Genomic DNA, 22849 nt, shown 5'->3' on the forward strand with positions numbered 1-22849 from the left:
TCATGGCCACCCACCGGGCCGGCGCGCAGCGGGCCGGCGAGGAGCCGGCCAGGCGCGCGGGCCGCCGTTCCCCGGCCGACGAAGCCCGTCTCATCCCCGATCGCCTCGCCCACGCGTCCGGACGATCCGGCGTCACGGCCCGCGGCCGAGGGGACACCGAAGCCCCGTTGCCCTCCATCCGCCTGCCAGCGGGTCAGAGGGCGAAGGGAACCGGTGCCACACGCGGTGGCCGGACAGGGCCGCCGCTGTCGCCTCCACGGCCGCCGCCGCGTCCCCGCCCGCGATGAGGCCCGGCCCGTCGGGTGCGATGCCGGCGGCTTCGAGGAGGTCCGGAACGCCGTTCCAGCCGCCGACGGCCTTGCCGTGCCGGTACGCCTCCGTGAGCAGCAGCAGAACCCGCGGGTCGGGCCCCTGCGCGGTGGTACCGGCCTTCGCGTCGCGGGCGCCGTGGGCGTCGTCGCCCGGTGCCGGCGCCCCGGCGAACAGCAGGGCGTCGCATTCGACGGACCGGGCGGTGGCGAAGGTGCGCTGGACCGCGATGGGATCGCCGCCGGCGTCGAGCGTGCCGCCGGCCGGGGCGATGACGAGGGGCACCATGCCCGCCTCCAGCACGGCTCGCCGGGCGGCCCGTACGCCGTCCAGGTCGGCCTGGTCATCGGCGACGATGCCGACGACCCGGCCGTCCGTCGGCCAGGTGCCGCCCATCTGCGACAGCGCCGGACTGGCGTCCGCCGTCACCAGCGGAACCGTCGGCCGGGGCGCCGGGAGGCCGAGGCCCGCGGCGACCTGTTCGCACAGCTGCGGGTCGATGTTCGCCAGCACCGTGAGGGTGCGTTCCCTGACGGCCCGCTCGTGGCACTTGTTCAGCTCGAAGGTGTAGGCGGCGATGATGTGCTCGCGCTCCGGCTCGCTCATGCTCAGCCAGAAGAGCCGTGGCTGGGTGAAGTGGTCCGAGAAGGAGGCGGCCGCCTCGCGGACCTTGGCCGCGTCCGGGACCGTGACCGGCACCTCGACGAAGGCACCGGTGTCGGCGCCGGCCAGGAACGGGCAGCCGCCGTCCAGGCTGTTGGGCCGGTACGGCGCCACGCCGGTGTGCACGGCGCTCTGGTGCATGCCGTCGCGGAGCATGTCGTTGACGGGAGCGTGCGGCCGGTTGACGGGGAGCTGTCCGAAGTTCGGCCCGCCCAGCCTGCTGATCTGGGTGTCGAGGTAGGAGAACAGTCGGCCGGCGAGCAGCGGGTCGTCCGTGACGTCGATGCCGGGAACCAGGTGCCCGGGGTGGAAGGCGACCTGCTCCGTCTCTGCGAAGTAGTTCCTGGTGTTGGCGTTCAAGGTCATCAGGCCGATGGGCTGAACGGGGCAGAGCTCCTCGGGCACGATCTTGGTGGGATCGAGGAGGTCGACCCCCTCGAAGGCCTGCTCCGGGGTGTCGGGAAAGACCTGGACGCCCAGCTCCCACTGCGGGTGGGCGCCGCCTTCGATGGCGTCGTAGAGGTCGCGCCGGTGGAAGTCGGGGTCCATGCCGCAGAGGAGCTGGGCCTCCTCCCAGACCAGGGAGTGCACGCCCAGCTTCGGCTTCCAGTGGAACTTCACCAGCGCCGTCTCACCGACGGCGTTGACCACGCGGAAGGTGTGGACCCCGAAGCCCTCCATCATCCGGTAGGACCGGGGGATGCCGCGGTCGGACATGTTCCACAGGGTGTGGTGGGTCGCTTCGGTGTGCAGGGAGACGAAGTCCCAGAACGTGTCGTGGGCGCTCTGCGCCTGCGGGACCTCCCGGTCCGGGTGCGGCTTGGCCGCGTGGACGACGTCGGGGAACTTCACGGCGTCCTGGATGAAGAAGACCGGGATGTTGTTCCCGACCAGGTCGTAAGTGCCCTCCTGCGTATAGAACTTGGTCGCGAACCCCCGGGTGTCGCGCACCGTGTCCGCCGAACCGCGGGAGCCGAGCACGGTGGAGAAGCGGACGAAGACCGGTGTCCGCACGTCCTTCGCCAGGAACGCGGCCTTGCACACCTCACTGGCCGTGCCGTAACCCTGGAACACTCCGTGGGCGGCGGCGCCCCGGGCGTGCACCACGCGCTCCGGGATCCGTTCGTGGTCGAAGTGCGTGATCTTCTCGCGCAGGTGGTGGTCCTGGATCAGGACGGGCCCCCGCGGACCCGCCTTCAGCGAGTGGTCGGTGTCGTACGGCCGCGCCCCCTGGGCCGTGGTCAGGTACGCGCCGCCCTGCGCCCTGCGGGCCCGGTCCGTCCCGGTCGCCTGCCCGGTCGGGCTCATCGTCTCGGGTCCGCCCTGGTCGGGCTCGGGCCCGGGCGGCTGCTGCGGCTGCGTGGGCTCGGCCACGGACGGAGATGCCGGCGCGGGCTTCCCCGGCAGGCCGTCGCCCCGTTCCGGGTTCACGTCGGAGTGCTTGGTGGTCATCGTCTCTCCTCCTCGGCCGGAAACGGTGCCCTGGCGGCACTCACTCGCAGGGCACACGGCATCTGCACGCCGCGCCTACCCGCTGTTCGCGGATGAACGCGTCGTCCGGGTGGAGGCGTAGGCACAGGCGTACCCGTGCGCCGCCGTTCGCAGGCGGGGGCGCCGGAGACGTCCGGAGCCGTCAGCCCTGGCTCGTGAGGCCGCGGTCGGGGGCGCTCATGTCGCCGGTGGCCGGTGTTCCGCCGGCGAGGCCGTAGCGGAGGTAGACGGTTCCGTTCGGGCTGGCCACCGGGGGTGTGAGGAGGGTGAGGTTGGTGGGGACCGCGCCGCCGTCGAAGACCTTCTTCCCGACGCCGAGCACGATCGGGTGCACCCACAGGTCGAGGCGGTCGAAGAGCTTCTCGCGCAGCAGGCTCTGGACGAGGTCCAGGCTCCCGACGACCTTCACGTTCTCGTGGCGGTCACGGATCTCGCGGACGGCGGCCGCCAGGTCCGGCCCCAGCTGCCTGGATCCGGACCAGCGAAGGTCCGGCCTCCCGCGGGAGGCGACGTATTTCGGGACACGGTTGAAGAGGTCGGCGATCTCGTTGTCCGGGCCGCCCTCCTGGTGCGGCCAGTAGCCGGCGAAGATGTCGTAGGTCCGCCGGCCGAGCAGCAGGGCGTCCGTGCCCGCGTACGCGGCGGCGATCTGTTCCCCGGTGACCTCCTGGAGCAGAGGTGCCTGCCAGCCTCCGAACGGGAACCCCTGCGGGTCCTCGTCGGGACCGCCGGGCGCCTGCCCGACCAGGTCGAGGGTCGCGAACAGTTCGATCTGGATGAAGCCCATGGCGTACTCCCCGGGAGTCTCGGAGCCGGTTGTTCCCGTCGAAGGGATAGACCCTCGTGGCGCGGCGAACTCATCGCCACGCCGGAGCACGGCTCGCGCCCGTGGCACGGTCCGGCGCGCGGGCCGCCTACGGGCGCTTCGGGTCCGGTGTCCGGCGGGTCATCGGCCGGTGAGGTGGTCGCCGAGGGCGTCGCGCAGGTCCTGGAGCTCGGTGACGAGGGACTGGCCGGTCTGGTTGACGGGGGTGAGGCGGTCGATGACCGCGCGGCTGCGGACGGTGTCCTCCGCGTTGATGCGCTCCATGATCTGGGCCAGTGTCGCCTTGAGGCGGGCCTGGTGTTGCGCGTGGTGGTGCTCGACGGCGTCGATCAGGATCCTGCCCTGGCTGTGGGTGACCCTCTCGAAGGCGTTGCGGGCCTGCTTCACGTGTTCGTCGATCATGTCCTTGCGCTCCTGGCGCGCCCTTTGGACCTGGGACTCCCGGTCTTTGAGGAGGTCCGTGACCTTGGCGATGGCGATGGCCGTCAGGACGGCCGCGCCGGCGGGGACCGCGATGGTGGTCAGGCTGAGGCTGGTCGTGAGCCATACGGCCCCGGCCGCGAGCGGACTGGCGACGCCCAGGGTGTTCGCAGCCGCCTGGACGACCCCGTAGGCCGTCAGCGGCTGGCGGCCGTCCGTCCGCATCGGGAAGTGGCTCGTGTCGAGCGGTTCCGGTGCCACCAGCTCGGAGCCGGTGTCCACCCCGAGTTCCGCACGCAGCAGCTGCCGGGCGCTCGCGTCGAACTCCCTCAGCTCGCGTTCCCACGAGGTGGCCGGGCCTGCGGGCGAGGTCATCCACCGGCTGAACAGCTGGACCTGGAGGACGTCGACCTCGTTGGCGTGCTCGGCGCTCAGGTTGCCGCGGTCGATCAGGGGGTCGAGCTGTCGGTGCAGTACGTCGGCCAGGCCGCCGAAGGGGCCCCTCGCCGCGCGGATCCTGCGCTGCAGCTCGCGTCCGAGTTCGGTCCGGATGCGTTCCAGCGAGCGCTCCGCGCCCGCGATCCGGTTGCGCAGGCTGTCCCGTTGGACCTCCAGGTCCTCCACGGCCAGCTGGTGGGTGTCGAGCATGTCGGCGAGCTGGCGCTGGCGGCGCCGGACGAGCCAGCGCGCCTCGTCGGCGACCTGGCGCAGGTGCGCGTGGCCGGCGCCGGATTCCATCAGGCTGCGCAGGTGGTCGCGCAGGGGTTCCATGCCGCTGAGCCGCCCCAGGGTGTCGCCGTCCTCGCCCTGGACCTTCTTGAACGTGCCCTCGGCCTCCCAGGCGGCGGAGACCGGCAGGAACCCGTCACCGATGAACTGCCCGCCCGGGGAGCCGAAGTGCGTGCGCAGGTAGGCGTTGTTCGTGGCCAGCACGCTCTTCCAGGCGGCCTGCCCCTGTTCCCGCTGGGTCGCCAGGTCGATCCCGCTGAGGACCCACAGCACCTTCTTGTTCGCGTTGCTCTGCATGTGGTGGGCGTAGAGGTCCCGGATGAGGTTGAGCTCGTTGGCGGTGAGGGCCGAGGTCGCGTGGCTGACGTAGACGAAGCAGTCGGCCTTGGCCCACGCCTCCCGCATGATGATCTCGTGTTCCTCGATCGGCGACTCCGAGCCGGGCAGGTCGAAGAGTTTGACCGGCAGTCGCGCGTCGGCGAGCAGCACCTCGACCGATTCGACCCGGAGGCCGATGTGTTCGCGGCGTCGGTTGGTGATGTCTCCGTCCACGGCCCCGTAGGCGGAGACCACGGCCGGGGGCAGGTCCGTCCCGATGTCCTCCACCCTGCCGCCGGCGAACCTCACGCGCAGCAGTGCCCGGCCCGTGGAAGTCCCGGAGAGCTCGTCCCCGACGGGGACGACCGTGCAGGGGCAGGCGGTGGTCGGGCGCGCCGACGACGGGAGGACCCCGAGGAACTCCGCCGTCGGCATCCCGTCCTCGTCGGTGACCGGGACGTACTCCAGGCCGCCCTGGAGGCCGCTGATCAGGAAGCTCTTGCCGGACGACTGTCGTCCGAGCAGGGCGACGTTGAGCATGGAGGACAGGACGCGGGTGCGCAGGGCCTCCATGCGGGCGGCGTCGTCGGCCAGTCCTGCCTCGTCGGCGAGGAGGGCGCGCGGGCCGTCCTCGCCGGACAACCAGCGTTCGCAACGGCTCAGCAGGTGCTTGAGTTCGTCCCGGGCTTCTTCTGCGGGCATCATGCGGTACTTCTACCGCAGAGCGGCGGCGCGCATCAGTGAAACGGCTCCATGACCGGGGCGATGCCGTCCGCCGTGACGGTCGCGGAGGGCGGGCACAGGGGCTTGCGGGGCGCGGCGCCTCAACCTCGCGAGTGACCGCACGGGCCATCCGGGCAGTTGGCATACTTCGTCTCCGTGGACCAGTTGATCGCAGCAGATCCGACGCACATCGGCCCGTACCGTCTGATCGCCCGGCTGGGTGAGGGCGGCATGGGCCTGGTCTATCTCGGACGTTCGGAGGGCGGGCGGACCGTCGCGGTGAAGGTCGTGCAGGCCGAGCACGCCGGGCACCCCGAGTTCCGCAGGCGCTTCGCCCGCGAGGTCGCCGCCGCGCGGCGGGTGGGCGGGGACTGGACGGCGGCGGTACTCGACGCCGACCCGGGGGCCGCGGTGCCGTGGGTGGCGACGCAGTACATTCCGGGGCCGGACCTGCGGACCGTGGTCGCCGAGGACTTCGGGCCGCTGCCCGAGTACTCGGTGCACACCCTCGCCAACCGGCTCGCCTTCGCCCTGCGGGCCGTGCACGGAGCGGGCCTGATCCACCGTGACCTGAAGCCGTCCAACGTGCTCGTCACCGTCGACGGCCCGCGCGTCATCGACTTCGGCATCGCGCGGGCGATGGACAGCCTCACCGGGGACAGCCTGCACACCCGCACCGGCATGCTCATCGGCTCCCCCGGCTTCATGTCTCCGGAGCAGGTCCGCGGTCGCGAACTCACCCCGGCCAGCGATGTCTTCTGTCTCGGCGCCGTCCTCGTGTACGCCTCCACCGGGCGGCTCCTGTTCGGCGCCGCCGACTCCGGGCTGAACGCCCACCTCTTCCGGGTCGCCGAGGAGGAGCCGGACCTCACCGGCGTTCCCGAGCAGCTGGCCGGCCTCGTCCGCGCCTGCCTGGAGAAGGACCCGGCCGCCCGGCCGACCCCGCAGGAAATCGCCGACCGGACGGCGGTGGAACGCGCCGGGGAATGGCTGCCGGGCACGGTCCTGGCACAACTCGGCCGCCGCGCCGCCAGGTTGCTGGACTGGGCCCCCGAGACACCCGCTGTGGAGCCCCCCGCGCCGCCGGACCCCCGCGTCCCCTCCGTACCGCGCCAGCACCAGCCGGTGCCCGCGCCGCCTCCCCCGTACGCGCCCACGGCCCCGGCCGCGGCGCGGTCCGATCCAGCGCGGGGCTTCGGGCCGGTTCCGGACGACCCGGCGGCCCCGCACCCCAGGCGTTGGTGGGGCCTGGGCGTGATCGCGCTGACGCAGCTGCTGGTCCTGCTCGACGTGATGGGGTTCAGCACCGCCCTCCCGACCGTTCAGGCCGATCTCGGCTTCGCCGACGGCGGACTGCACCCGGTGACCGTCTACGTGTTCGCCTTCGCCGGGCTGCTGCTGCTCGGCGGGTACGTGTCCGACCTCCTGGGCGCCAAACGGGCCCTGATCATCGGCCTGGCCGGCTTCACGGTGGCCTCCGTGCTCTGCGGCTCGGCGGGCGGCCCCGGCCTGCTGATCGCGGCGCGCGCCCTGCAGGGCGCGTTCGCCGCCCTGCTGACACCGTCCGCGCTCTCCCTGGTGTCCACCGGCTTCACCGACCGGAGGGAACGCGCCCGGGCCTTCGGGATCTACGGGGCGGTCGCGGCCGGCGGCGGGGTGCTCGGCGTGCTCGCGGGTGGCTGGCTCGCGGAGCTGGCGTCGTGGCGCATGGCGCAGTACGCCTCCGTCCCGCTGGCGGCGCTGGCTCTGACCGGCGCGGCCACCTGGCTGCCGGGCCGCCCGCCGGGCGACGGCGCGCGTTCCGACGGGTTCGGCGTGCTGCTCGGGTGCGGCGGCCTCGCCGCCCTGGTCTACGGCATGGACGAGGCCGGGCGGCTCGGCTGGACCGCTCCCCTGGCCCTGCGCCTCCTCGCGGCGGGCGTCCTCCTGGTCACGGCCTTCCTGTGGCGGCAGACCGCCAAGTCCGGCGCCCCGTCGGCCGGGTCCCCCGGCTGGGACCGCGACCGCCTCGGCTGTGCCCTGGCGATGCTCCTGACCGGCACCGGGTTCCTGGCCCTGCTACCCGCGCTCACCGTTCACCTGCAGTACGGCTACGGCTACACCCCGGGCATGACCGGGGTGATGCTCCTGCCGCTGGCCGCCGCGGCCGTCATCGCCGCCACACAGGTGGCGGCGCGCCTCCAGGAACGCACCGCGCCCCGCGTGCTGATCGTGTCGGGGCTGGTCACCGCCGCGGCCGGGATGCTGCTCCTCGCCGGTGCCGACCCGGGCAGCGCGTACGGGCCCCATCTCCTGCCCGGCATGCTCCTCACCGGATGCGGCGGCGGTCTCGCCTTCGGGCCGCTCTTCGCCACCGCCACCTCCGGCGTCGCCCCGCGGCACTCCGGCGCGGCCTCGGCGGTGGTGGTCGTGGCCCAGCAGGTGGGCGAGTCGATCGGTGCGGCCCTGCTCGTGACCCTCGTGAGCGCCCGTCTGGCCGGTTCGTCTGAGGAGAGCCAGTCCGATCAGCTGGTGCACGGCTACACCGACACCCTCTGGTGGGCGGCCGGCGCGCTGCTGTTGGCGGCACTGGCGGCCGGGCTGCTGGTCAAGGCCCGGGCGCCCATGGCGGCCGACGTGAACGTCCGGTGAGCGCCCCCCGACCGGACGGGGGGCGCGGCGAGTACGACGGTCGGTCATCGAGCGTCCCCGGCGCGCAGGGGGTCGAGGTGCCGGCGCAGTACGACGGCTTTGGGCATCAGGCAGGCAGCGCCCTCACCGGGCGCCGCGGGCACGGTAGCCGGCTCCGTGTCCCTTGCGATCCGTGGGGTTCGCCCCGGCCGAGGTGTGGGATGGTGGAGGAGAGGGACGACCGTTCTGGTTCCGTCGCTCCAAGACGCCGGACACGCATGCGTCCCGCCTGACGGGACGCGTCCCCGAGGCAGCTGCGGCTGCCTCCTGCCGCTTCCAGGGCTGGTACCCCGCCGTGAGGGGGAGCCCGCTGTGCAGTCCTACACGGTACAGGTGCACCTCTACGGATCCGTGGCGGTGGTGACGCCGTGCGTGCGCAGGAGCCTCAGCCCGCAGGCCGTCCTGGCGCCGGCGCCCTGACCTGCGGGGCAGCGCGCCGGCCCGTGTCCGCCGCATCCCGTGCCCCGGCAGCGCGGGACGCGGGGGTCTTCCGCCCACGACTCGTCACGTCTGCTCGCGGTGCGCATCCGGCTCATGCCCTGCCTCACCGGGAAGGAGGTTCGTGACCGGAAGGCGGTGCTCGGCGCGCAGGCGCTCGGCCACGAGCGAACGGTGGCACGCCTGCGGATCGCGCTCGACGCAGAAGAGGGCCGTCACCACGCCGGTCGGAAGGTCGGCGGCGAGTGCGACGAGATCGAAATGGTCCAGGATCTCCCGGGTATAGCGCTCGGCGTATTCGGGCGCCAGGGCGATGCGATTGCGCTTGCCCACGCCTTGACGGTCGTCCTCGCGGTACTGGAGCCGGCGTAGTTCCGTCGTCGGCGCGAGCCCTTTCACATGCCGGTAGCCGATGCCGGCCGCGGCGAGCGCGTGCTGCAGGCGCGTCGCGTTGGCCCAGGCGTAGTCGTGGCCCCGGGCACCGCGGCGCTGGCGGAGGTCGAGCAGCAGCCCGACGCCCCCGCCGACGAGCTTCTCCAGGAAGGTGTCGGCCGTGAACCCGTAGACGCCGATCGTCGCAATGCGTCTCATGGAGCCCGCTCCTGACCGCCGGAGCGCTGCGATCGTGGGCGTCGGCCCACTGAACGACGCCCGGCCGGCTCAGACGTTCAGCATGACGGCGTAGGCCAGGAAGAAGAGGGCGCAGGCCAGAGCCACCAGGCAGATCAGCACGAGGGGGCCCTTGGCCCAGCCGCGTGTGAGAGGCCGGTACGGCCCCGCGCCGGAACCGGTGCTCGACTCACCGGGCGGCGTCTCACCGGGCGGCACCCCTTGGCCGGGCGTGAAGGTGTCGCGCGGCTCCGGGTCCGGAATACGTGCGGACATGACTGCCTCCTCGCTCCCCCCGTGCCGGCAGGTCGGCCGGCTCGTCCGGCGCCTACCCACCGCGGGTCCCCTCACCCCCGACCGCCCCGACCCCCTGCGACACCGCCCTCGTCCACGCCCTCCTCGACGCGGGCCCGCACAACGGACGCGACGTCGTCCTCACCGGCGCCCACCGGGTTTGGTAGCCTGCGTCGGTGGACGAAGCGCTGGACGACGGACCGTTCTTTCACGGCACCAAAGCAGAGCTGCGGGTCGGAGACCACCTCACAGCGGGTTTCCGTTCCAACTACCGGCCCGACATCGTGATGAACCACATCTACTTCACCGCGCTGCGCGACGGCGCGGGACTCGCCGCCGAACTCGCCTCCGGTGAGGGCGCCCCGCGCGTCTATGCCGTCGAGCCCACCGGGGAGTTCGAGAACGACCCCAACGTCACCGACAAGAAGTTCCCCGGCAATCCCACCCGCTCCTATCGCAGCAGGCATCCGCTCCTGATCGTCGGAGAGGTCACGGACTGGACGCGGCAGACGCCCGAAGCCCTCCGGACGTGGCGGGAGCGGCTGGCCGCGATCCGGACGGACGACCGCGCCGAGATCATCAACTAGAGGTTCCTCACCGCCCGGGATCTTCCCCCGGGATCTTCGCGGGAGCACTCCCCCGTACTGGCCGCCGGCATGCAGGGATGCCGGCAGGGCGTGCGCGTGCCGTGATGACGAAGATCAAGGTGACGACGTTCGCGCTGCTCGGCCTCCTGACGGCCGGCGCTGCCCTCGGGGCGGTGGCGCTCTCCGCCTGGTGGTGGGTCCCGGCCGCCCCCCTGACCCTCCTGTTGGCCCTGGCGGTCCGGGACGTGTGCCAGCGCGAGCATTCCGTCCTGCGCAACTACCCGGTCCTCGGCCACTTCCGGTTCGCGCTGGAGGCGCTGCGCCCGGAACTCCAGCAGTACTTCATCGAGAGGAACGTCGACGGCCGCCCCTTCGACCGCGACACCCGCTCTACGAGCGCGCCAAGGGCACCGACGCCGAAGCGCCGTTCGGTACGGAACGCGACCTCTACCTGCCGGGAAGCGAGTACCTCGTCCCGTCCATGGCCCCGCGGCCGGTTCCCGAAGACCCCCCGCGGGTCAGGATCGGCGGCCCCGACTGCACCCGGCCCTACGAGATGGCGCTGTTCAACATCTCGGCCATGAGCTTCGGCTCGCTGTCGGCCCAGGCCGTCACGGCGCTCAACGACGGCGCCCGGCGGGGCGGTTTCGCCCACGACACCGGGGAGGGCGGCCTGTCCGAGTACCACCTGCGGCCGGGCGGCGACCTGGTCTGGGAGATCGGAACCGGCTACTTCGGCTGCCGCACCGCGGACGGCCCCTTCGACGAGCGGCAGTTCGCCGAGAAGGCCGCCCACGACCAGGTGAAGTGCCTTTCGCTGAAGCTGAGTCAGGGCGCCAAGCCCGGCATCGGCGGGGTACTGCCCGGGGCGAAGGTCAACGCCGAGATCGCGACGGTCCGCGGGGTGCCCGAGGGGGTCACCGTCGTATCGCCGCCGTTCCACACCGTGTTCTCCACGCCCCGCGAGCTCGTGCGCTTCCTCGCACGGATGCGCGAACTCTCGGGCGGCAAGCCGGTCGGCTTCAAGCTCTGCGTGGGCTCGCGCCGCGAGTTCCTCGCGGTGTGCAAGGCCATGCTGGACGAGGGCACCGCCCCGGACTTCGTGGTCGTCGACGGCGCCGAGGGCGGGACCGGCGCCGCGCCCCTGGAGTTCGCCGACCACGTCGGACTGCCGCTCACCGACGGCCTGATCACCGTCCACAACGCCCTCGTCGGGACGGGCCTGCGCGACCGCGTGAGGATCGGTGCCAGCGGCAAGGTCGCCACCGGGAGCGACCTGGTCAAACGCCTCGCGCAGGGCGCCGACTACGCCAACGCCGCCCGGCCGATGATGTTCGCGCTGGGATGCATCCAGGCCCAGAAGTGCCACACCAACACCTGCCCGGTCGGATTCGCCACGCAGGACCCGCGCCGGGCCGCCGCCCTCGACGTGGCGGACAAGGCGGACCGCGTCCACCGGTACCAGGAGGCCACCGTCCGGAGCGCCCCGCAGATCATGGCCGCCATGGGCGTCGACCATCCGCGGCAGCTCCACCCCGGGCTCCTGCTGAACCGCGTCGGTCCCCACACCATCCGCTCCGGCGCGCACCTTTACGAATGGCTCTCCCCCGGGCAGCTCCTCGACGGGGCACCCCGCTCCTGGGCCGGGGACCGGGCCGCGGCCGACCCCGACCGGTTCGCCGGCTGACCGCCCGCCGGCGCGCCCGCGCCGGCGCGCCCGCTCCCCACCGCGGCGAACGCTTCCGGCCACGGTTCGCGGACGCGAAAGCGGGCACGCGCATGGGCAGCCCCTCCGCCAGGCAGCGGACGCGTGGGCCCCACGGGGAGGAGTGCGCAATGAACCCGGTCGAACGCGCTCTGCGGGCGCTGGACCGCGCCCAGCAGCGCCACACAGGGCCCGCCGTCGCCGTGGGCGTGGTCAAGAAGTTCGGCGACGACCGCGGGTCGCTGCTGGCGGCGCTGATCACCTACTACGGCTTCATCGCGCTGATCCCCATGCTGCTCCTGCTGTCCACCGTCCTCGGCTTCGTCCTGCACGGCCACCCCGGGGCGCAGAGGGCCGTGGTCGACTCCGCACTCGCCGACTTCCCGATCATCGGCGACCAGCTGCGCCAGAACGTCCACTCCGTCCACGGAAGCGGCCTGGCCCTGGTCATCGGCATACTCGGGCTGCTGTACGGCGCACTCGGCATCGCCCAGGTCCTCCAGCACGCGATGGCCGAGGTCTGGAACGTCCCCGGCGTCCAGCGCCCCGGCTACTGGCCGCGCCTGGCCCGCAGCCTGCTCCTGTTCACGGTGCTGGGCAGCGGTCTCCTGCTGGCCACCGCGGCCGCGAGCCTGGTCGCGACCACGCTGTCCGGCGACCCGGCCCGTGTCGGGGCACTGATTCTGTCCGCGCTCTTGAACACCGGGTTGTGCCTGGCATGCTTCCGGATCCTGACGCCGAAGGAGATCCCGTGGCGCGCCATGCTGCCCGGCTCGGTCGTGGCCGGGCCGCTGTTCACCGTCCTCCAGGCGTTCGGCGCCGTCCTGGTCGCTCATCAGCTGCGCCACGCCACCCAGGTCTACGGCTTCTTCGCCACCGTGATCGGCCTGCTGTCCTGGTTGTTCCTCGCAGCGCAGATCACCGTGTACGCCGCGGAGACGAACGTGGTTCGCGCCCGCCGGCTCTTCCCGCGCAGCCTGCTCCAGCCCCCGCTGACCGAGGGTGACGAGAGGGTGCTCGCGGACATCGCCCGCCAGGAGGAGCGCCGCCCCGAACAGCACGTCGACGTCGACTTCGACGACGGCCGCCGTCACGGCCGCTCCGAAGCGGACGGCGCCGGCCCATGAGCCGAGGCGTCCCGCGGGCCCTGCCTCCGGAGGAACGCCTCGAAGCCCCGCCGGTCCGGCTGCTCGACCGGCATCGGCCGCGGCCGCCCCGTGTCACCGCCCGGTACGGGGGCAAACGCGTGAAATGACTCCCAACCTGACCATGCCTTCGGCTTGGGCCGCACAGTCCGGTCCCGTCTGGATCCACCTGCTGGTGATGGCCTTCGCCGTTCTCGTCCTCGTAACGACCTCGACCCGGCGCAGGTAGTCCTCCCGTGCTGTTCCTGGCGCTGCTCGTACCGCCCCTGCTGCTGTGTGCCGTGCTGGGCCTCGCCCGCTACGAGGAGTACGTGCTGGGTCCGGCCGGAGGCAGCGCCCGCGCTCCTCGGGCCGGACACCCGCATGCCGCGCCGGCCGCCGGTACCCACCGCAGGGCATCCGGGCGCCCGGCTCCGCCGCGTCCCGGCGGCAGGCACAGGCGCTCCGCGGGCAACGGAGCGATCCGGCGGCGCAGACCGGGTAGGCGCCGTGCACCGCAAGAAGGGGGCGACTGGAGGAGGTGGCGGCCGTGGCGCGTCCCGTCTGGGCCGGAAATCTGTCGTTCGGGCTGGTCAGCCTGCCGGTCGGCATATACACGGCGACCGATAGCCACACGATCCGCTTCCATCAGCTCCAACGCGGCACCTCCGACCGGATCCGCAACCGCCGTGTGAACGAGAGAACGGGCGACGAGGTCCGGCCCGACGACATCGTGAAGGGCTACGACACCGGCGACGAGTACGTCCTGGTCGAGCCGAAGGAACTCGACGAGATCGCGCCGGGCCGCTCGCGGTCGCTGGAGATCGCCGGGTTCGTCGACCTGGCGGAGGTGGACCCGATCTTCTTCGACAGGACCTACTACCTCGGGCCCCGAGGAGCCGAGTTCGGGAAGGTCTACAGCCTGCTGGAGCAGGCCCTCGCCAAGGCCGGAAAAGCCGGGATAGCCACGTTCGTGATGCGCCAGCACGAGTACCTGGTCGCCCTCAAGGCCGAAAACGGCCTGCTCACCCTCCACACCCTGCACTGGGCCGACGAGATCCGGGACCCGGAGAACGAGATCGACGCCCTCCCCGGCAAGGCGAAGGCGGCGGAGAAGGAGCTGAAGATGGCCGAGCAGCTCATCGGCGCCATGAGCATGGACTGGGACCCGGAGCAGTTCCACGACACCTTCCAGGAGAAGGTCGCCGCCCTCATCGAGGCGAAGAAGACCGGCGAGACCGTGGAGAAGGCCGAACCCGCCGCCGAGCCGACCGGCGCGATCGACCTCATGGAAGCCCTGCGCGCCAGCATCGAGCGCGCCGGCAGCCCGAAGGCCACCGGCGGCAAGGCCACCGCCTCCCACCGGGCCTCCGCATCGTCCGAGGAGGCCGCCACGAAGCCGTCGGCGAAGAAGCGGATCCGCTCGGCGCCCAAGGAGGACCTGACCGGTCTGACCAAGGCCGACCTCTACAGGAAGGCCGCCGCCGCGAACCTCCCCGGCCGTTCGCACATGTCCCGCGACGACCTGGTCGAGGCCCTCACCTCGGCCGGGACATGAACGGCGAAGGAGGGCCGCCGAGGTGGTCCTGAGCCCTCCGGTGCAGCCGATGCTGGCGAGGGCCGTGGAGGCGATCCCCGGGCCCGGCACGATGGGCGAGCTCGCCTTCGAGCAGAAATTCGACGGCTACCGGGCCCTGCTGTTCACCGGCGGCCGGCCGGTGCTGCAGACCCGGCAGGGCGTGTACGTCCAGCACCGGTTCCCCGACCTCGCCGCCGCAGCCGTGCGGCTGCCCGACGGCCTGGTCCTCGACGGGGAACTCGTCGCCTGGGACGCCGACGCCGGCGGTCTCTCGTTCGAGGGACTGCAACGCCGTACGGCCGCCCGGGGCCGCACCGCCGCCCGGCTCGCCCCGTCGCTGCCCGCGTTCTTCATCGCCTTCGACGTCCTCCAGCAGGACGAAGTGGAGCTGCTCCGCCAGCCCTACTGGCACCGCCGGCAGCGACTGGAGAACCTGTTCGCCTCCCACCGGCTGACCGCGCCGTGGACGCTGTGCCCCATGACCACGGACCTGGTGAAGGCCGAGCAGTGGCTGGAGGAGTGGAGCGGGACGGAGACCGGGCTCGAGGGCATCGTGGTCAAGCCCATGCGCCAGCCCTACCAGCCGGGATGCAGAGGCTGGTACAAACTGCGGCGCCGGGACACCACCGAAGCGCTCATCGGCGCCGTCACCGGCACCCTGGCCCGCCCCCACCTCCTCCTGCTCGGCCGCCACGACTCCCACGGCCACCTGCACCCCGTCGGCCGCACCGGTCCGCTGCGCCCCGAGGCCGCACGCCTCGTCGCCGGCAGCCTGATCCCGGCCGACGAAGGGCATCCCTGGACGGGCATGCGGTTCACCTCGGCCCGGGGCAGCCGGAACCCCCTCGAAGTGGCCCTCGTCCAACAGGACCTCGTCGCGGAGATCAGCGCCGACACCGCCGTCGACCACGGAGGCGTCTACCGCCACCCCGTACGCTTCCGCCGCCTGCGCCTGGACATGCACCCGGACGGGGTACCCGCGTTCGGCCCGGATCCCGGGAGGGCGGCAGGGTGACACGCAGGTGGGCCCGCACCGTACGGTGCGGGCCCACCGGGGCCTCATGGCACACCGGCCGCGGCTACCAGCGGTACCACCGCCCGCCGCCGGTCCTCGGCCGGGCGACGAACCCCAGGAGCCAGAGCACCAGCACGGCGATCGCCACCCACCAGAGGACCTTCAGTGCGAAACCGGCGCCGAACAGGACCAGGGCGAGCAGAAGAACGAGGAGCAGGGGAACCATGGTCATCACCTCCGGGCCCTCGCATGCCCCCGGATGTCCCGTCCATGCGCGGCCGCATGCCCCCTCATTCACTCATCGATGTACACCCAGGGCGAGTTCACCTGCTCTCGGGTCGTCCGCCGCGTACGGTGGGGCCCGCTGTCGTTCCCGGCACGGGCGCGGGCACGGGCAGCGGGACATCGGCAGCGGAGGACAGGAAGCATGACGGAGACCACGGCGAACGAGCTGGACGAGCGGGTGCTGGGGCGTAGGTGGACCGTGCGTCTGGACGCTGCCGGTCGTGGCAGTACCGCCGTACGCGTCTCCTGCAGCCGCCCTTCCTGTGCCGAGGAGCGTCTGCCGACCACGGCCGCCGGCCGTGCGGCCGCGGTCGCGCACCTCAAGTCCCATCTGAAGGCGGCCCATGCCCCGCGGGTCGACGCCTACTGCGCGTGCCGGGCGGACAGCTGCAGCACCCACCTCCGCCCCACCGACCGCGAGCCGCGGGGGCAGGCCTGGCGGTGTGGCGGGGCGGTCGTCCTGGCCGTGGTCGCCGACCGGGAGGGCCGCTGGTGGCGGGCCATGGAGTGCTGCGCGCGCTGCGCGGCCGCCACGCCCGGCGCGAAGGTCGTCGTCGCGCCCCCCGTCGCCTCCGATCCGGCGGCCGGGACCGCGGTCGTCGCCGGCCGCCCGCCTGCGTGCGTGCCGCAGTTCTCCGGCGCTCCCACGCCCACGGCAGGCCAGGGGGAGGTGCCGACGCCGCGCCCCGCGCCTCCGCGACGCCACCAGCCGCAGAAGAAGATCGCGCAGCGGGTCGTCCCGCAGGACCTGAGGCCCGTGGTCCTGCGCGACGAACTCATCGAGCTCGGCGACCTGTTCCGCGCCTACCAGAAGCGCACGGAACCGGATCTGGGGCTGCTCGCCGACCTCCAGGAGCGCAAGGCCCGTGCCTTCTCCACCTGGGCCGACGTCACCTGCGACGGGGCCTTGCGGTGGGAGGCGCGGCGCGCCGAGCAGGCCGCCGCCACCGCACGCTCCCAGCACCTCCAGCGCACCGGCGGCGGCGTGGACGGCGAACCCGGGGTGGCCCGGCTGCTGACCGTGCCGACGCAGTGGGACCTCGTGCGCTCCCTCCTCGCCTACGTCGCCGACCACGCCCCGCTGCCGGGGCCGGAGGCACGCCTGCTGGTGCTGATGTTGACCCTGCGCACCGCGCGCACCGGCACCGGCAACCTCGTCGGGCAGGACATCGGCGCACTGGGCCTGACCGACCCGGAGGACCTGGTCGAGCAGCTGACGGCCTGCGGCTGGCTGGCGCTGCCCGGCGACGTCGGCGACCTGCTCGCCTCCCGGCCGGAGAATCCCACCTCGATCACCGTCCCCTCCCTGGTCCCCCCCGAGGACGGGCCGGGCCCGTTCACGTTCGGCAAGAAGATGCGGCCCAAGCTTTCCGGATGGGCCCAGAGGGTCGTCTCGGACAAGAAGCTCCGCAAGGCCAAGGCCTCCGCCGGCGTCCGGCTGCTCGCCCTGACGCTGGCCACGCAGGCCGGTGCCGCGGGCGAGCTGGGCTCCGGCGGCCAGGGCATCGCCCTGGAGTCCCTCTCGGAACGGGTCGCGGTCGATCCCGGCGAGCTGCGGCACCTGGTCGACGAGCTGACCGCGGCCGAGTGGCTCACCGCCCCGGTCGTCACCGACACCCATCTCACCGGACGGCTGACCGAACGCGTCCTCCCCCTCACCTGCCCCTTGCCGTAGCCCGTAACGGTGGTGAGGCCGCGGACGCGCTCGCGCCGGTGGGATCCCGCACGTCGCACGTGGCTCAGCGGAAGGCCGCGACGTTACGGGCGACCCAGCCGTCGAAGGGGCGCGGGCCGCGGCCGAGGACCCGTTCGACGTCCGGGCTGATGCGCAGTTCGGCGGCGTTCGGGGCGGCGATGATGTCCAGGGTGTCGTCGGCGAGCTCCGGCGGTACGGACCGGATCATGGCGGACTTGGCTTCCGCACGGGTGAGTTCGCGGAACCGCACCGGCGTTCCGAGCGCGGCGGCGATGGCTTCCGCCTGCCGACGCGGCGTGATCACCTCGGGCCCGGTCAGCTCGAAGACCCCGCCCGTATGCCGGTCGTCGAGCAGGCAGGCCGCCGCGACCTCGGCGATGTCCGAGGGGTCCACGACCGGAACCCCGACATCGCCGAAGGGCGCGGCGACCGTCCCCCGCGCGCGGACGGACTCCGCCCAGGCCAGTGCGTTGGAGGCGAAGCCGCCAGGCCGCAGGACGGTCCAGTCCAGGCCGGACCCGCGCAACGCGTCCTCGACCGCCCGCATCGCGATCCGCGAGGGGCCGAGCGGCCTGGTGGCCACGCCCTGCGAGGACAGGAGGACGACGCGGCGGACCCCGCCGGCCACCGCCAGGTCGATCACGTCGGCCGGTCTGGCACCAGGGGCGTGCAGGTCGCCGGAGAGCAGGAGGAACAGGGCCTGCGCCCCCTCCAACACGGCGGCCAGACCGCGCGGCTCGGCCAAGTCGGCCGCCACGTGCCGGACTCCGTCCGGTACGACGCCCGTGTGCCGCGACACCGCCGTCACCTTCTCGCCCGCCTCGGCCAGGGCCTGTGTCAAAGGCCGGCCGACGTTCCCGGTGGCCCCGGTCACCACAATCATGTTCAGCTCCTTGGCAGTTGTGCGCTGTGAAAGCCGACGCTAGGAGACGGACTTACTTTCCGTAAGGACATACCCGGAGGTAAGCTCCGGACATGAAGGAAGGCGCGCAGCTGACACAGGCCGAGGCGGGCAAGCCGTATGAGGTGTTTCACACCGACTGCCCCGCCCGCGACGTGGTCGACCACGTGACCAGCAGGTGGGGCATCTGGGTGCTGATCTCCTTGCGGAACAACAACCTTCGTTTCTTCGAGCTGCGCGACAGCATTCAGGGCATCAGCGAGAAGATGCTCGCCCAGACACTGCGCGCCCTCGTCCAGGACGGCCTGGTCTGGCGGGAGGTCGAAGCGACGACGCCACCCCAGGTCACCTACGGAGTGACCGAGTTCGGCCAGGACGTCGCCGAGCCCCTGACCGATTTGTTCGACCGGATCACCCGGCGGCTGCCGCCCGGTCGACGTCCGCCGCTGGGCGCCTGAGTGGTGTCGTCCATTCGGGCACGACGACCTCCTGGTAGGCCCGGTCCAGCACGGTGCGGCCCTGTTCGGTCGAGGACGTGAGGAGGACTTCGGCGTGGGCGGGTGAGGGTGTCCGGGCGATGAGGTCCTTCTTGTGCCGGCCGGTCAGGAGGCCGTGGCCGCGCGGTACCGCTTCGCCGCACACCGCGACGGGAACGGACACCGGGCCCGCCCCTGTCAGTGTTCCGCTACGTGCACGACGTCCTTGATGATCGTCCCCAGGCCGGACACGAAGTGGCAGACGGCCCCGCCCGTGAGGATCAGGGCGCCGAACAGGATCCAGCCGCCCGGGCCGCTGACCACCTCGAGGTCCGCAGCACCCGGTACGGCGTCCTCGACCGGTGCGCGCAGCATTTCTCTGGCGATGTGCGCCAGGCCGACCGCGGCATGGGCGGCTCCGGCGAGCGCCATGCCGGTGACACCGATGGCGAACCACTCGACTCTCCCGATCTCTGCCACCGTTCTCGCCTCCTCGCCGGTGAGGTGACCCCACCTTCACCTCCGATCCTCGGCGCCCGGAGAACGGGTCGGCAGGGGCCGAACGGGGCAGAGCAGGGGACCGTTGGGCCCCGGCCGGCTCGGCGTCGCCGTGCCCAGAAGTCGGCGTCGAGCATCATGATCGACTCGATGGCGGTCAGGCCACAAGCCCGAAGACGGTGTCGACCATGCGCTGGTACTCGATGATCGCCGGGGCGGCGGCGGACAGGTCGTCGTGCAGGCTCGCGGGCAGGTCGAAGTCCCGGCGGCGCCGGTAGAGGTTGACGAAGTTCACCGCCATGAACCACGACCGCTCGTGCTATTCGCCCTGGTACGTGCAGTAGTAGCCGGCCGCGCGCAGCATCGTGCCCGGCGTGCCCAGACCGGGGTCGAGCGGGCGGGACGACGCGCCACGGACCCGTCGGCGGCGTCAGCCGCGGGCGGGCGGGGGCGGGCGGTGCATCGCCCAGCGGATGGCGCCGGTGACCGCCGCCCCCGCGGGAGCGGCGCACCACCGTTCGGTCCGCGGGAGCAGCGGCAGGCCCAGGGGGTGTCGGGCCCAGGGCGGCAGCAGGGCCACCGCGGCCGCCGCGAGCATCGCGTACGGCGGCCGCGCCGGCCAGGGCAGCGGGGGCCGGAACAGGATGAAGTGGGCCGCGGCGCGGGCCTCGCTCGTCCCGCGCAGCTCCGGCCGGAAGGCTTCGATCCGCTCGGCCAGTTCGTGCGCCGTGCGGGGCGGTCGCACGATGCCCAGGGCCCGGCCGACCCGGGCCGCCGAGGCGACGTACGCGTCGCATTCACCGGCGTCCAGGCGCCGGGCACCGTAGCGCTGGTGGGCGCGCAGGAAGCTGTCGATCTCGGCGATGTGCACCCACTCCAGCAGGTGCGGGTCGTCGGCGCGGTACGGCTCGCCGTCGGGGGTGCGGCCGCGGATGCGGGCGTGCACCGCCCGTACGGCGTCCACCGCGCGCTGCGCGTCCTCGGCGGTCCCGTACGTGGTGAAGGCCAGGAAGGTGCTGGTGCGCTGGAGACGGCCCCAGGGGTCGCCCCGGTACCCGGAGTGGGCCGCCACCGCGGCCATCGCCCGCGGGTGCAGCGACTGCAGGAGCAGCGCGCTCAGCCCGCCGACGAACATCGAGGCATCGCCGTGGACACGGCAGATCGGCTCCTCGGGGGCGAACCACCTGGGGCCGGGAGTGTCGTGGATCCTGGACCGGTTCTCAGCGCCCGACGGACCGGCGACATGCCGGAAGAGGGCGTCGCCGAGGCGCTCGCGCGCGACTCGTGCCCGCGGCGACACGGGGCGCTCCAGCCCTCCCGACCGGTTCACCGTTCCATTGTCGTCCCGACCACCCGGTCAGCGGAAACCGTGCCGGTCACCGTCGCGCGGACGGATCGACGGATCGACGGGAGCGTGTCGGGCAGGCGTGGGCCCGTAGGACAGGCGCGTGAGGAGCGGCCGCCCGCCGTGCCCACCAGGTGCTTCGGGGACTTCTTCACGCCTCCGCCGCTGGTGCCTGCGCCCGGGCGGCGGCGTGGGCGGAGCGCCGGGCCGCCGCGGCATCCGTGACGTCCAGGAAGACCTGCTCCAGCTCCGGCCAGCGCCGTTTCAGCTCGCCGCGGACGCGGACCATCGCCTCCTCGACGGTCTCGCTGTCGTACCCGGGGGTCAGGTCGATGCCGGCGGCGAGGAGTACCGCGTCGGGACCCAGGCGCATGGTCAGCAGGGCCGTCACGGAGTCGATCTCGGGCTGTCCACCCAGGAAGGCGTGCACCTCGTCCCGCAGGCGCGGGTCGGCGGCCTCGCCGATCAGGTGGGCCCGGGCGCCCTTGCCCAGCACGTACGCCACGTACACGAGCAGGACGCCGATGAGGATGGAGGCGCAGGCCTCGTACGCCACCTGCCCGGTCGCCATGTGCAGCGCCATCCCCGCCATCGCCAGGAGCACGCCCACGCAGGCCGTGCCGTCCTCGGCGAGCACGGTCCGCAGGGCCGGATCGCGGCCCTGCCGCACCTCCTCGGCCATGCCGCGGCCGGCGGCCCGTGCGGCCCGCCGTACCTGGAGGACGGCGCGCAGCAGGGAAGCGCCTTCGGCGAGGAGGGCGACGAAGAGGACCGCCAGGCCGATCAGGTACCCCTCATGCGATTCCCCGCCGCCGGAGCGGAAGGCCTCCACTCCCTGGAACACCGAGAAGCAGCCGCCCGTGACGAAGATCCCGACCGCGGCCAGCAGCGACCAGAAGAACCGCTCCTTGCCGTAGCCGAAGGGGTGCCGCTCGTCGGCCGGGCGCCTGCTGCGGCGGACCGACGCGAGGAGGAACACCTCGTTGAGGCTGTCGGCCACCGAATGGGCGGCCTCCGAGAGCAGGGCCGGCGACCCTGCGACGAACCCTCCCACGGCCTTGGCCCCGCAGATCACGAGGTTCGCCGCGAGCGCCACCCACACCGTCGTGCGCGTCTCGCCGTCCCGTCCGCCGGGCGCGGCATGGTCCGTACCGCGGGCCGTGGCCTGCGGCCGCGGCCGCGAGTCACCCGTACGGGCGCCTGCGACGACGTCCCGGTGTACGACCATGATCTGCTCCTTCCCCCCTACCACGGCGGCCGGCCGCCTCCGCCCGTCCCTCTCGCGTGCTCGCTGTGCCGCAGTTCAAACACGACGCCGCGGGTGACCACGGCAATGCCGGGTAGGCGGGTGGTGAGGGGGTACGCCGGACGGGGTGAAGAGGGTGTGATGGCAGCCAAGAGTTCGCTGGCCCGCTACCACCGGCGACGGGACTTCTCCAGGACGGCCGAGCCCGAGGGCCGGCTGGAGGGACCGTCGGACGAGCGGCTCTCGTACGTCGTCCAGATCCATGACGCCAGCAGCATGCACTTCGACTTCCGGCTGGAAGCGGACGGTGTGCTGAAGTCCTTCGCCGTGCCCAAGGGGCCTTCCGACGACCCGCACGACAAGCGCTTCGCGACACCGACGGAAGACCATCCGCTGGAGTACCGCGACTTCGAGGGAACGATTCCGCGAGGTGAGTACGGCGGCGGCACGGTGATCGTCTGGGACCAGGGGACCTACCGCAACGCGACCACCGACCACGACGGCCACGGCATCCCCCTCACCGATGCGCTGGAGCAGGGGCACGCCTCGTTCCGGCTGGACGGCCGCAAGCTGCACGGCGGCTACTCGCTCACCCGCATCCGCGGCCCGGAGGACGGCGGAAAGGAAGCCTGGCTGCTGGTCAAACACGCCGATGGACGGGGACGGGCTTCCTCCACCGGTACTCCCGACCCGCGGCGGGCGAGATCGGTCCGCACCGGCAGGACCCTGAAGCAGGTCGCCGCCGACGCGCGCCCCGGGGCGGGGTGACCACCCTTGATCGCGGCCCCGGACCGGCTTCCGCAGGCACGGCGGCGCCCGCTGCACCCCCGGCGGCCTGCGCCGCCGCCTCGACGGCCTCGACGGCCTCGAAGGGGATCAGCCGCCTGTGCCCGCCGGCGAGG

General features: G+C 72.8%; 20 protein-coding genes and 1 pseudogene. 9 read left to right on the top strand and 12 right to left on the bottom strand.

Annotation, left to right across the window (positions count from 1 at the left end; translation table 11 throughout):
- Nucleotides 1–132 precede the first annotated feature (132 nt).
- The 3 genes from ACIRBY_RS03490 to ACIRBY_RS03500 all read right to left on the bottom strand — a co-directional run bounded on the left by ACIRBY_RS03490 (nt 133) and on the right by ACIRBY_RS03500 (nt 5461).
- Nucleotides 133–2424, bottom strand: a complete 2292-nt coding sequence (locus tag ACIRBY_RS03490) for a catalase (protein ID WP_403895482.1) — start codon at nt 2422–2424, stop codon at nt 133–135.
- Nucleotides 2425–2605: 181 nt separating this feature from the next.
- The gene (locus ACIRBY_RS03495; RefSeq protein ID WP_403895485.1) at nt 2606–3250 is read right to left on the bottom strand and encodes a dihydrofolate reductase family protein; all 645 of its coding nucleotides are present in this window, start codon (nt 3248–3250) and stop codon (nt 2606–2608) included.
- 159 nt (nt 3251–3409) lie between these two features.
- Nucleotides 3410–5461 carry a hypothetical protein gene (locus tag ACIRBY_RS03500; protein WP_403895488.1) on the bottom strand — a complete coding sequence of 684 codons (2052 nt, stop codon included), beginning with the start codon at nt 5459–5461 and terminating at the stop codon, nt 3410–3412.
- A 174-nt stretch (nt 5462–5635) separates the two neighbouring features.
- Here ACIRBY_RS03500 and ACIRBY_RS03505 point away from each other — a divergent pair, with 174 nt between their 5' ends.
- Nucleotides 5636–8110 carry an MDR family MFS transporter gene (locus tag ACIRBY_RS03505; protein WP_403895492.1) on the top strand — a complete coding sequence of 825 codons (2475 nt, stop codon included), beginning with the start codon at nt 5636–5638 and terminating at the stop codon, nt 8108–8110.
- A 543-nt stretch (nt 8111–8653) separates the two neighbouring features.
- On the opposite strand, the gene ACIRBY_RS03510 is transcribed toward ACIRBY_RS03505, so the two are convergent.
- Nucleotides 8654–9178 carry a DUF488 domain-containing protein gene (locus ACIRBY_RS03510; RefSeq protein WP_403895494.1) on the bottom strand — a complete coding sequence of 175 codons (525 nt, stop codon included), beginning with the start codon at nt 9176–9178 and terminating at the stop codon, nt 8654–8656.
- Between the two features lie 69 nt (nt 9179–9247).
- Nucleotides 9248–9472: a DUF6480 family protein gene (locus tag ACIRBY_RS03515; RefSeq protein ID WP_403895496.1), complete on the bottom strand. Its 225-nt coding sequence runs from the start codon at nt 9470–9472 to the stop codon at nt 9248–9250.
- Nucleotides 9473–9666: 194 nt separating this feature from the next.
- Here ACIRBY_RS03515 and arr point away from each other — a divergent pair, with 194 nt between their 5' ends.
- The 5 genes and pseudogenes from arr to ACIRBY_RS03540 all read left to right on the top strand — a co-directional run bounded on the left by arr (nt 9667) and on the right by ACIRBY_RS03540 (nt 15500).
- Nucleotides 9667–10077: an NAD(+)--rifampin ADP-ribosyltransferase gene (gene arr, locus ACIRBY_RS03520; protein ID WP_403895499.1), complete on the top strand. Its 411-nt coding sequence runs from the start codon at nt 9667–9669 to the stop codon at nt 10075–10077.
- Nucleotides 10078–10181: 104 nt separating this feature from the next.
- Nucleotides 10182–11764, top strand: a pseudogene (locus ACIRBY_RS03525) (FMN-binding glutamate synthase family protein).
- A gap of 149 nt (nt 11765–11913) precedes the next feature.
- Nucleotides 11914–12909 (top strand): YihY/virulence factor BrkB family protein, encoded by a 996-nt coding sequence (locus tag ACIRBY_RS03530; protein ID WP_403895501.1) that lies wholly within the window; start codon nt 11914–11916, stop codon nt 12907–12909.
- 547 nt (nt 12910–13456) lie between these two features.
- Nucleotides 13457–14464, top strand: a complete 1008-nt coding sequence (locus tag ACIRBY_RS03535; protein ID WP_403895504.1) for a Ku protein — start codon at nt 13457–13459, stop codon at nt 14462–14464.
- A gap of 22 nt (nt 14465–14486) precedes the next feature.
- A complete protein-coding gene (locus ACIRBY_RS03540; protein ID WP_403895507.1) occupies nt 14487–15500 on the top strand; it encodes an ATP-dependent DNA ligase in 1014 nt (337 codons plus the stop codon).
- A gap of 64 nt (nt 15501–15564) precedes the next feature.
- Here the strand turns inward: ACIRBY_RS03540 and ACIRBY_RS03545 are convergent, their stop codons facing one another.
- Nucleotides 15565–15726 carry a hydrophobic protein gene (locus ACIRBY_RS03545; RefSeq protein WP_403895510.1) on the bottom strand — a complete coding sequence of 54 codons (162 nt, stop codon included), beginning with the start codon at nt 15724–15726 and terminating at the stop codon, nt 15565–15567.
- Nucleotides 15727–15927: 201 nt separating this feature from the next.
- Here ACIRBY_RS03545 and ACIRBY_RS03550 point away from each other — a divergent pair, with 201 nt between their 5' ends.
- Nucleotides 15928–17460 carry a hypothetical protein gene (locus tag ACIRBY_RS03550; protein WP_403895513.1) on the top strand — a complete coding sequence of 511 codons (1533 nt, stop codon included), beginning with the start codon at nt 15928–15930 and terminating at the stop codon, nt 17458–17460.
- A gap of 64 nt (nt 17461–17524) precedes the next feature.
- On the opposite strand, the gene ACIRBY_RS03555 is transcribed toward ACIRBY_RS03550, so the two are convergent.
- On the bottom strand, nt 17525–18364 hold the full coding sequence (locus ACIRBY_RS03555) for an SDR family oxidoreductase (protein ID WP_403895516.1): 840 nt from the start codon (nt 18362–18364) through the stop codon (nt 17525–17527).
- 92 nt (nt 18365–18456) lie between these two features.
- On the opposite strand from ACIRBY_RS03555, the gene ACIRBY_RS03560 reads away from it, so the two are divergent.
- Nucleotides 18457–18840, top strand: a complete 384-nt coding sequence (locus tag ACIRBY_RS03560; protein ID WP_403895518.1) for a winged helix-turn-helix transcriptional regulator — start codon at nt 18457–18459, stop codon at nt 18838–18840.
- Here the strand turns inward: ACIRBY_RS03560 and ACIRBY_RS03565 are convergent.
- The 5 genes from ACIRBY_RS03565 to ACIRBY_RS03585 all read right to left on the bottom strand — a co-directional run bounded on the left by ACIRBY_RS03565 (nt 18794) and on the right by ACIRBY_RS03585 (nt 21929).
- Nucleotides 18794–19042, bottom strand: a complete 249-nt coding sequence (locus ACIRBY_RS03565) for a hypothetical protein (protein ID WP_403895521.1) — start codon at nt 19040–19042, stop codon at nt 18794–18796. The genes ACIRBY_RS03560 and ACIRBY_RS03565 overlap by 47 nt on opposite strands.
- 14 nt (nt 19043–19056) lie before the next feature.
- Nucleotides 19057–19338, bottom strand: a complete 282-nt coding sequence (locus ACIRBY_RS03570) for a hypothetical protein (RefSeq protein ID WP_403895523.1) — start codon at nt 19336–19338, stop codon at nt 19057–19059.
- Between the two features lie 175 nt (nt 19339–19513).
- Entirely contained in the window at nt 19514–19657 is a 144-nt protein-coding gene (locus ACIRBY_RS03575; protein ID WP_403895526.1) for a hypothetical protein, read from the bottom strand.
- 129 nt (nt 19658–19786) lie between these two features.
- Complete coding sequence (locus ACIRBY_RS03580; protein WP_403895529.1) at nt 19787–20686, bottom strand: oxygenase MpaB family protein; 900 nt, start codon at nt 20684–20686, stop codon at nt 19787–19789.
- A 166-nt stretch (nt 20687–20852) separates the two neighbouring features.
- Nucleotides 20853–21929 carry a cation diffusion facilitator family transporter gene (locus tag ACIRBY_RS03585; RefSeq protein WP_403895533.1) on the bottom strand — a complete coding sequence of 359 codons (1077 nt, stop codon included), beginning with the start codon at nt 21927–21929 and terminating at the stop codon, nt 20853–20855.
- Nucleotides 21930–22088: 159 nt separating this feature from the next.
- On the opposite strand from ACIRBY_RS03585, the gene ACIRBY_RS03590 reads away from it, so the two are divergent.
- On the top strand, nt 22089–22715 hold the full coding sequence (locus tag ACIRBY_RS03590) for a DNA polymerase ligase N-terminal domain-containing protein (RefSeq protein ID WP_403895536.1): 627 nt from the start codon (nt 22089–22091) through the stop codon (nt 22713–22715).
- The last annotated feature ends 134 nt before the right edge of the window (nt 22716–22849 follow it).

The organism is Streptomyces sp. NPDC096136 (assembly GCF_044763325.1).
GTDB lineage: Bacteria > Actinomycetota > Actinomycetes > Streptomycetales > Streptomycetaceae > Streptomyces.

Excerpts from the sequence above, each read along its gene's own strand:
- ACIRBY_RS03590 (WP_403895536.1), top strand. The coding sequence starts at position 22,089 with ATGGCAGCCAAGAGTTCGCTGGCCCGCTACCACCGGCGACGGGACTTC.
- ACIRBY_RS03585 (WP_403895533.1), bottom strand. The coding sequence starts at position 21,929 with ATGGTCGTACACCGGGACGTCGTCGCAGGCGCCCGTACGGGTGACTCG.
- ACIRBY_RS03495 (WP_403895485.1), bottom strand. The coding sequence starts at position 3,250 with ATGGGCTTCATCCAGATCGAACTGTTCGCGACCCTCGACCTGGTCGGG.
- ACIRBY_RS03515 (WP_403895496.1), bottom strand. The coding sequence starts at position 9,472 with ATGTCCGCACGTATTCCGGACCCGGAGCCGCGCGACACCTTCACGCCC.
- ACIRBY_RS03500 (WP_403895488.1), bottom strand. The coding sequence starts at position 5,461 with ATGATGCCCGCAGAAGAAGCCCGGGACGAACTCAAGCACCTGCTGAGC.
- ACIRBY_RS03555 (WP_403895516.1), bottom strand. The coding sequence starts at position 18,364 with ATGATTGTGGTGACCGGGGCCACCGGGAACGTCGGCCGGCCTTTGACA.
- ACIRBY_RS03510 (WP_403895494.1), bottom strand. The coding sequence starts at position 9,178 with ATGAGACGCATTGCGACGATCGGCGTCTACGGGTTCACGGCCGACACC.
- ACIRBY_RS03560 (WP_403895518.1), top strand. The coding sequence starts at position 18,457 with ATGAAGGAAGGCGCGCAGCTGACACAGGCCGAGGCGGGCAAGCCGTAT.
- ACIRBY_RS03490 (WP_403895482.1), bottom strand. The coding sequence starts at position 2,424 with ATGACCACCAAGCACTCCGACGTGAACCCGGAACGGGGCGACGGCCTG.
- ACIRBY_RS03575 (WP_403895526.1), bottom strand. The coding sequence starts at position 19,657 with ATGGCGGTGAACTTCGTCAACCTCTACCGGCGCCGCCGGGACTTCGAC.
- ACIRBY_RS03530 (WP_403895501.1), top strand. The coding sequence starts at position 11,914 with ATGAACCCGGTCGAACGCGCTCTGCGGGCGCTGGACCGCGCCCAGCAG.
- ACIRBY_RS03545 (WP_403895510.1), bottom strand. The coding sequence starts at position 15,726 with ATGGTTCCCCTGCTCCTCGTTCTTCTGCTCGCCCTGGTCCTGTTCGGC.
- ACIRBY_RS03550 (WP_403895513.1), top strand. The coding sequence starts at position 15,928 with ATGACGGAGACCACGGCGAACGAGCTGGACGAGCGGGTGCTGGGGCGT.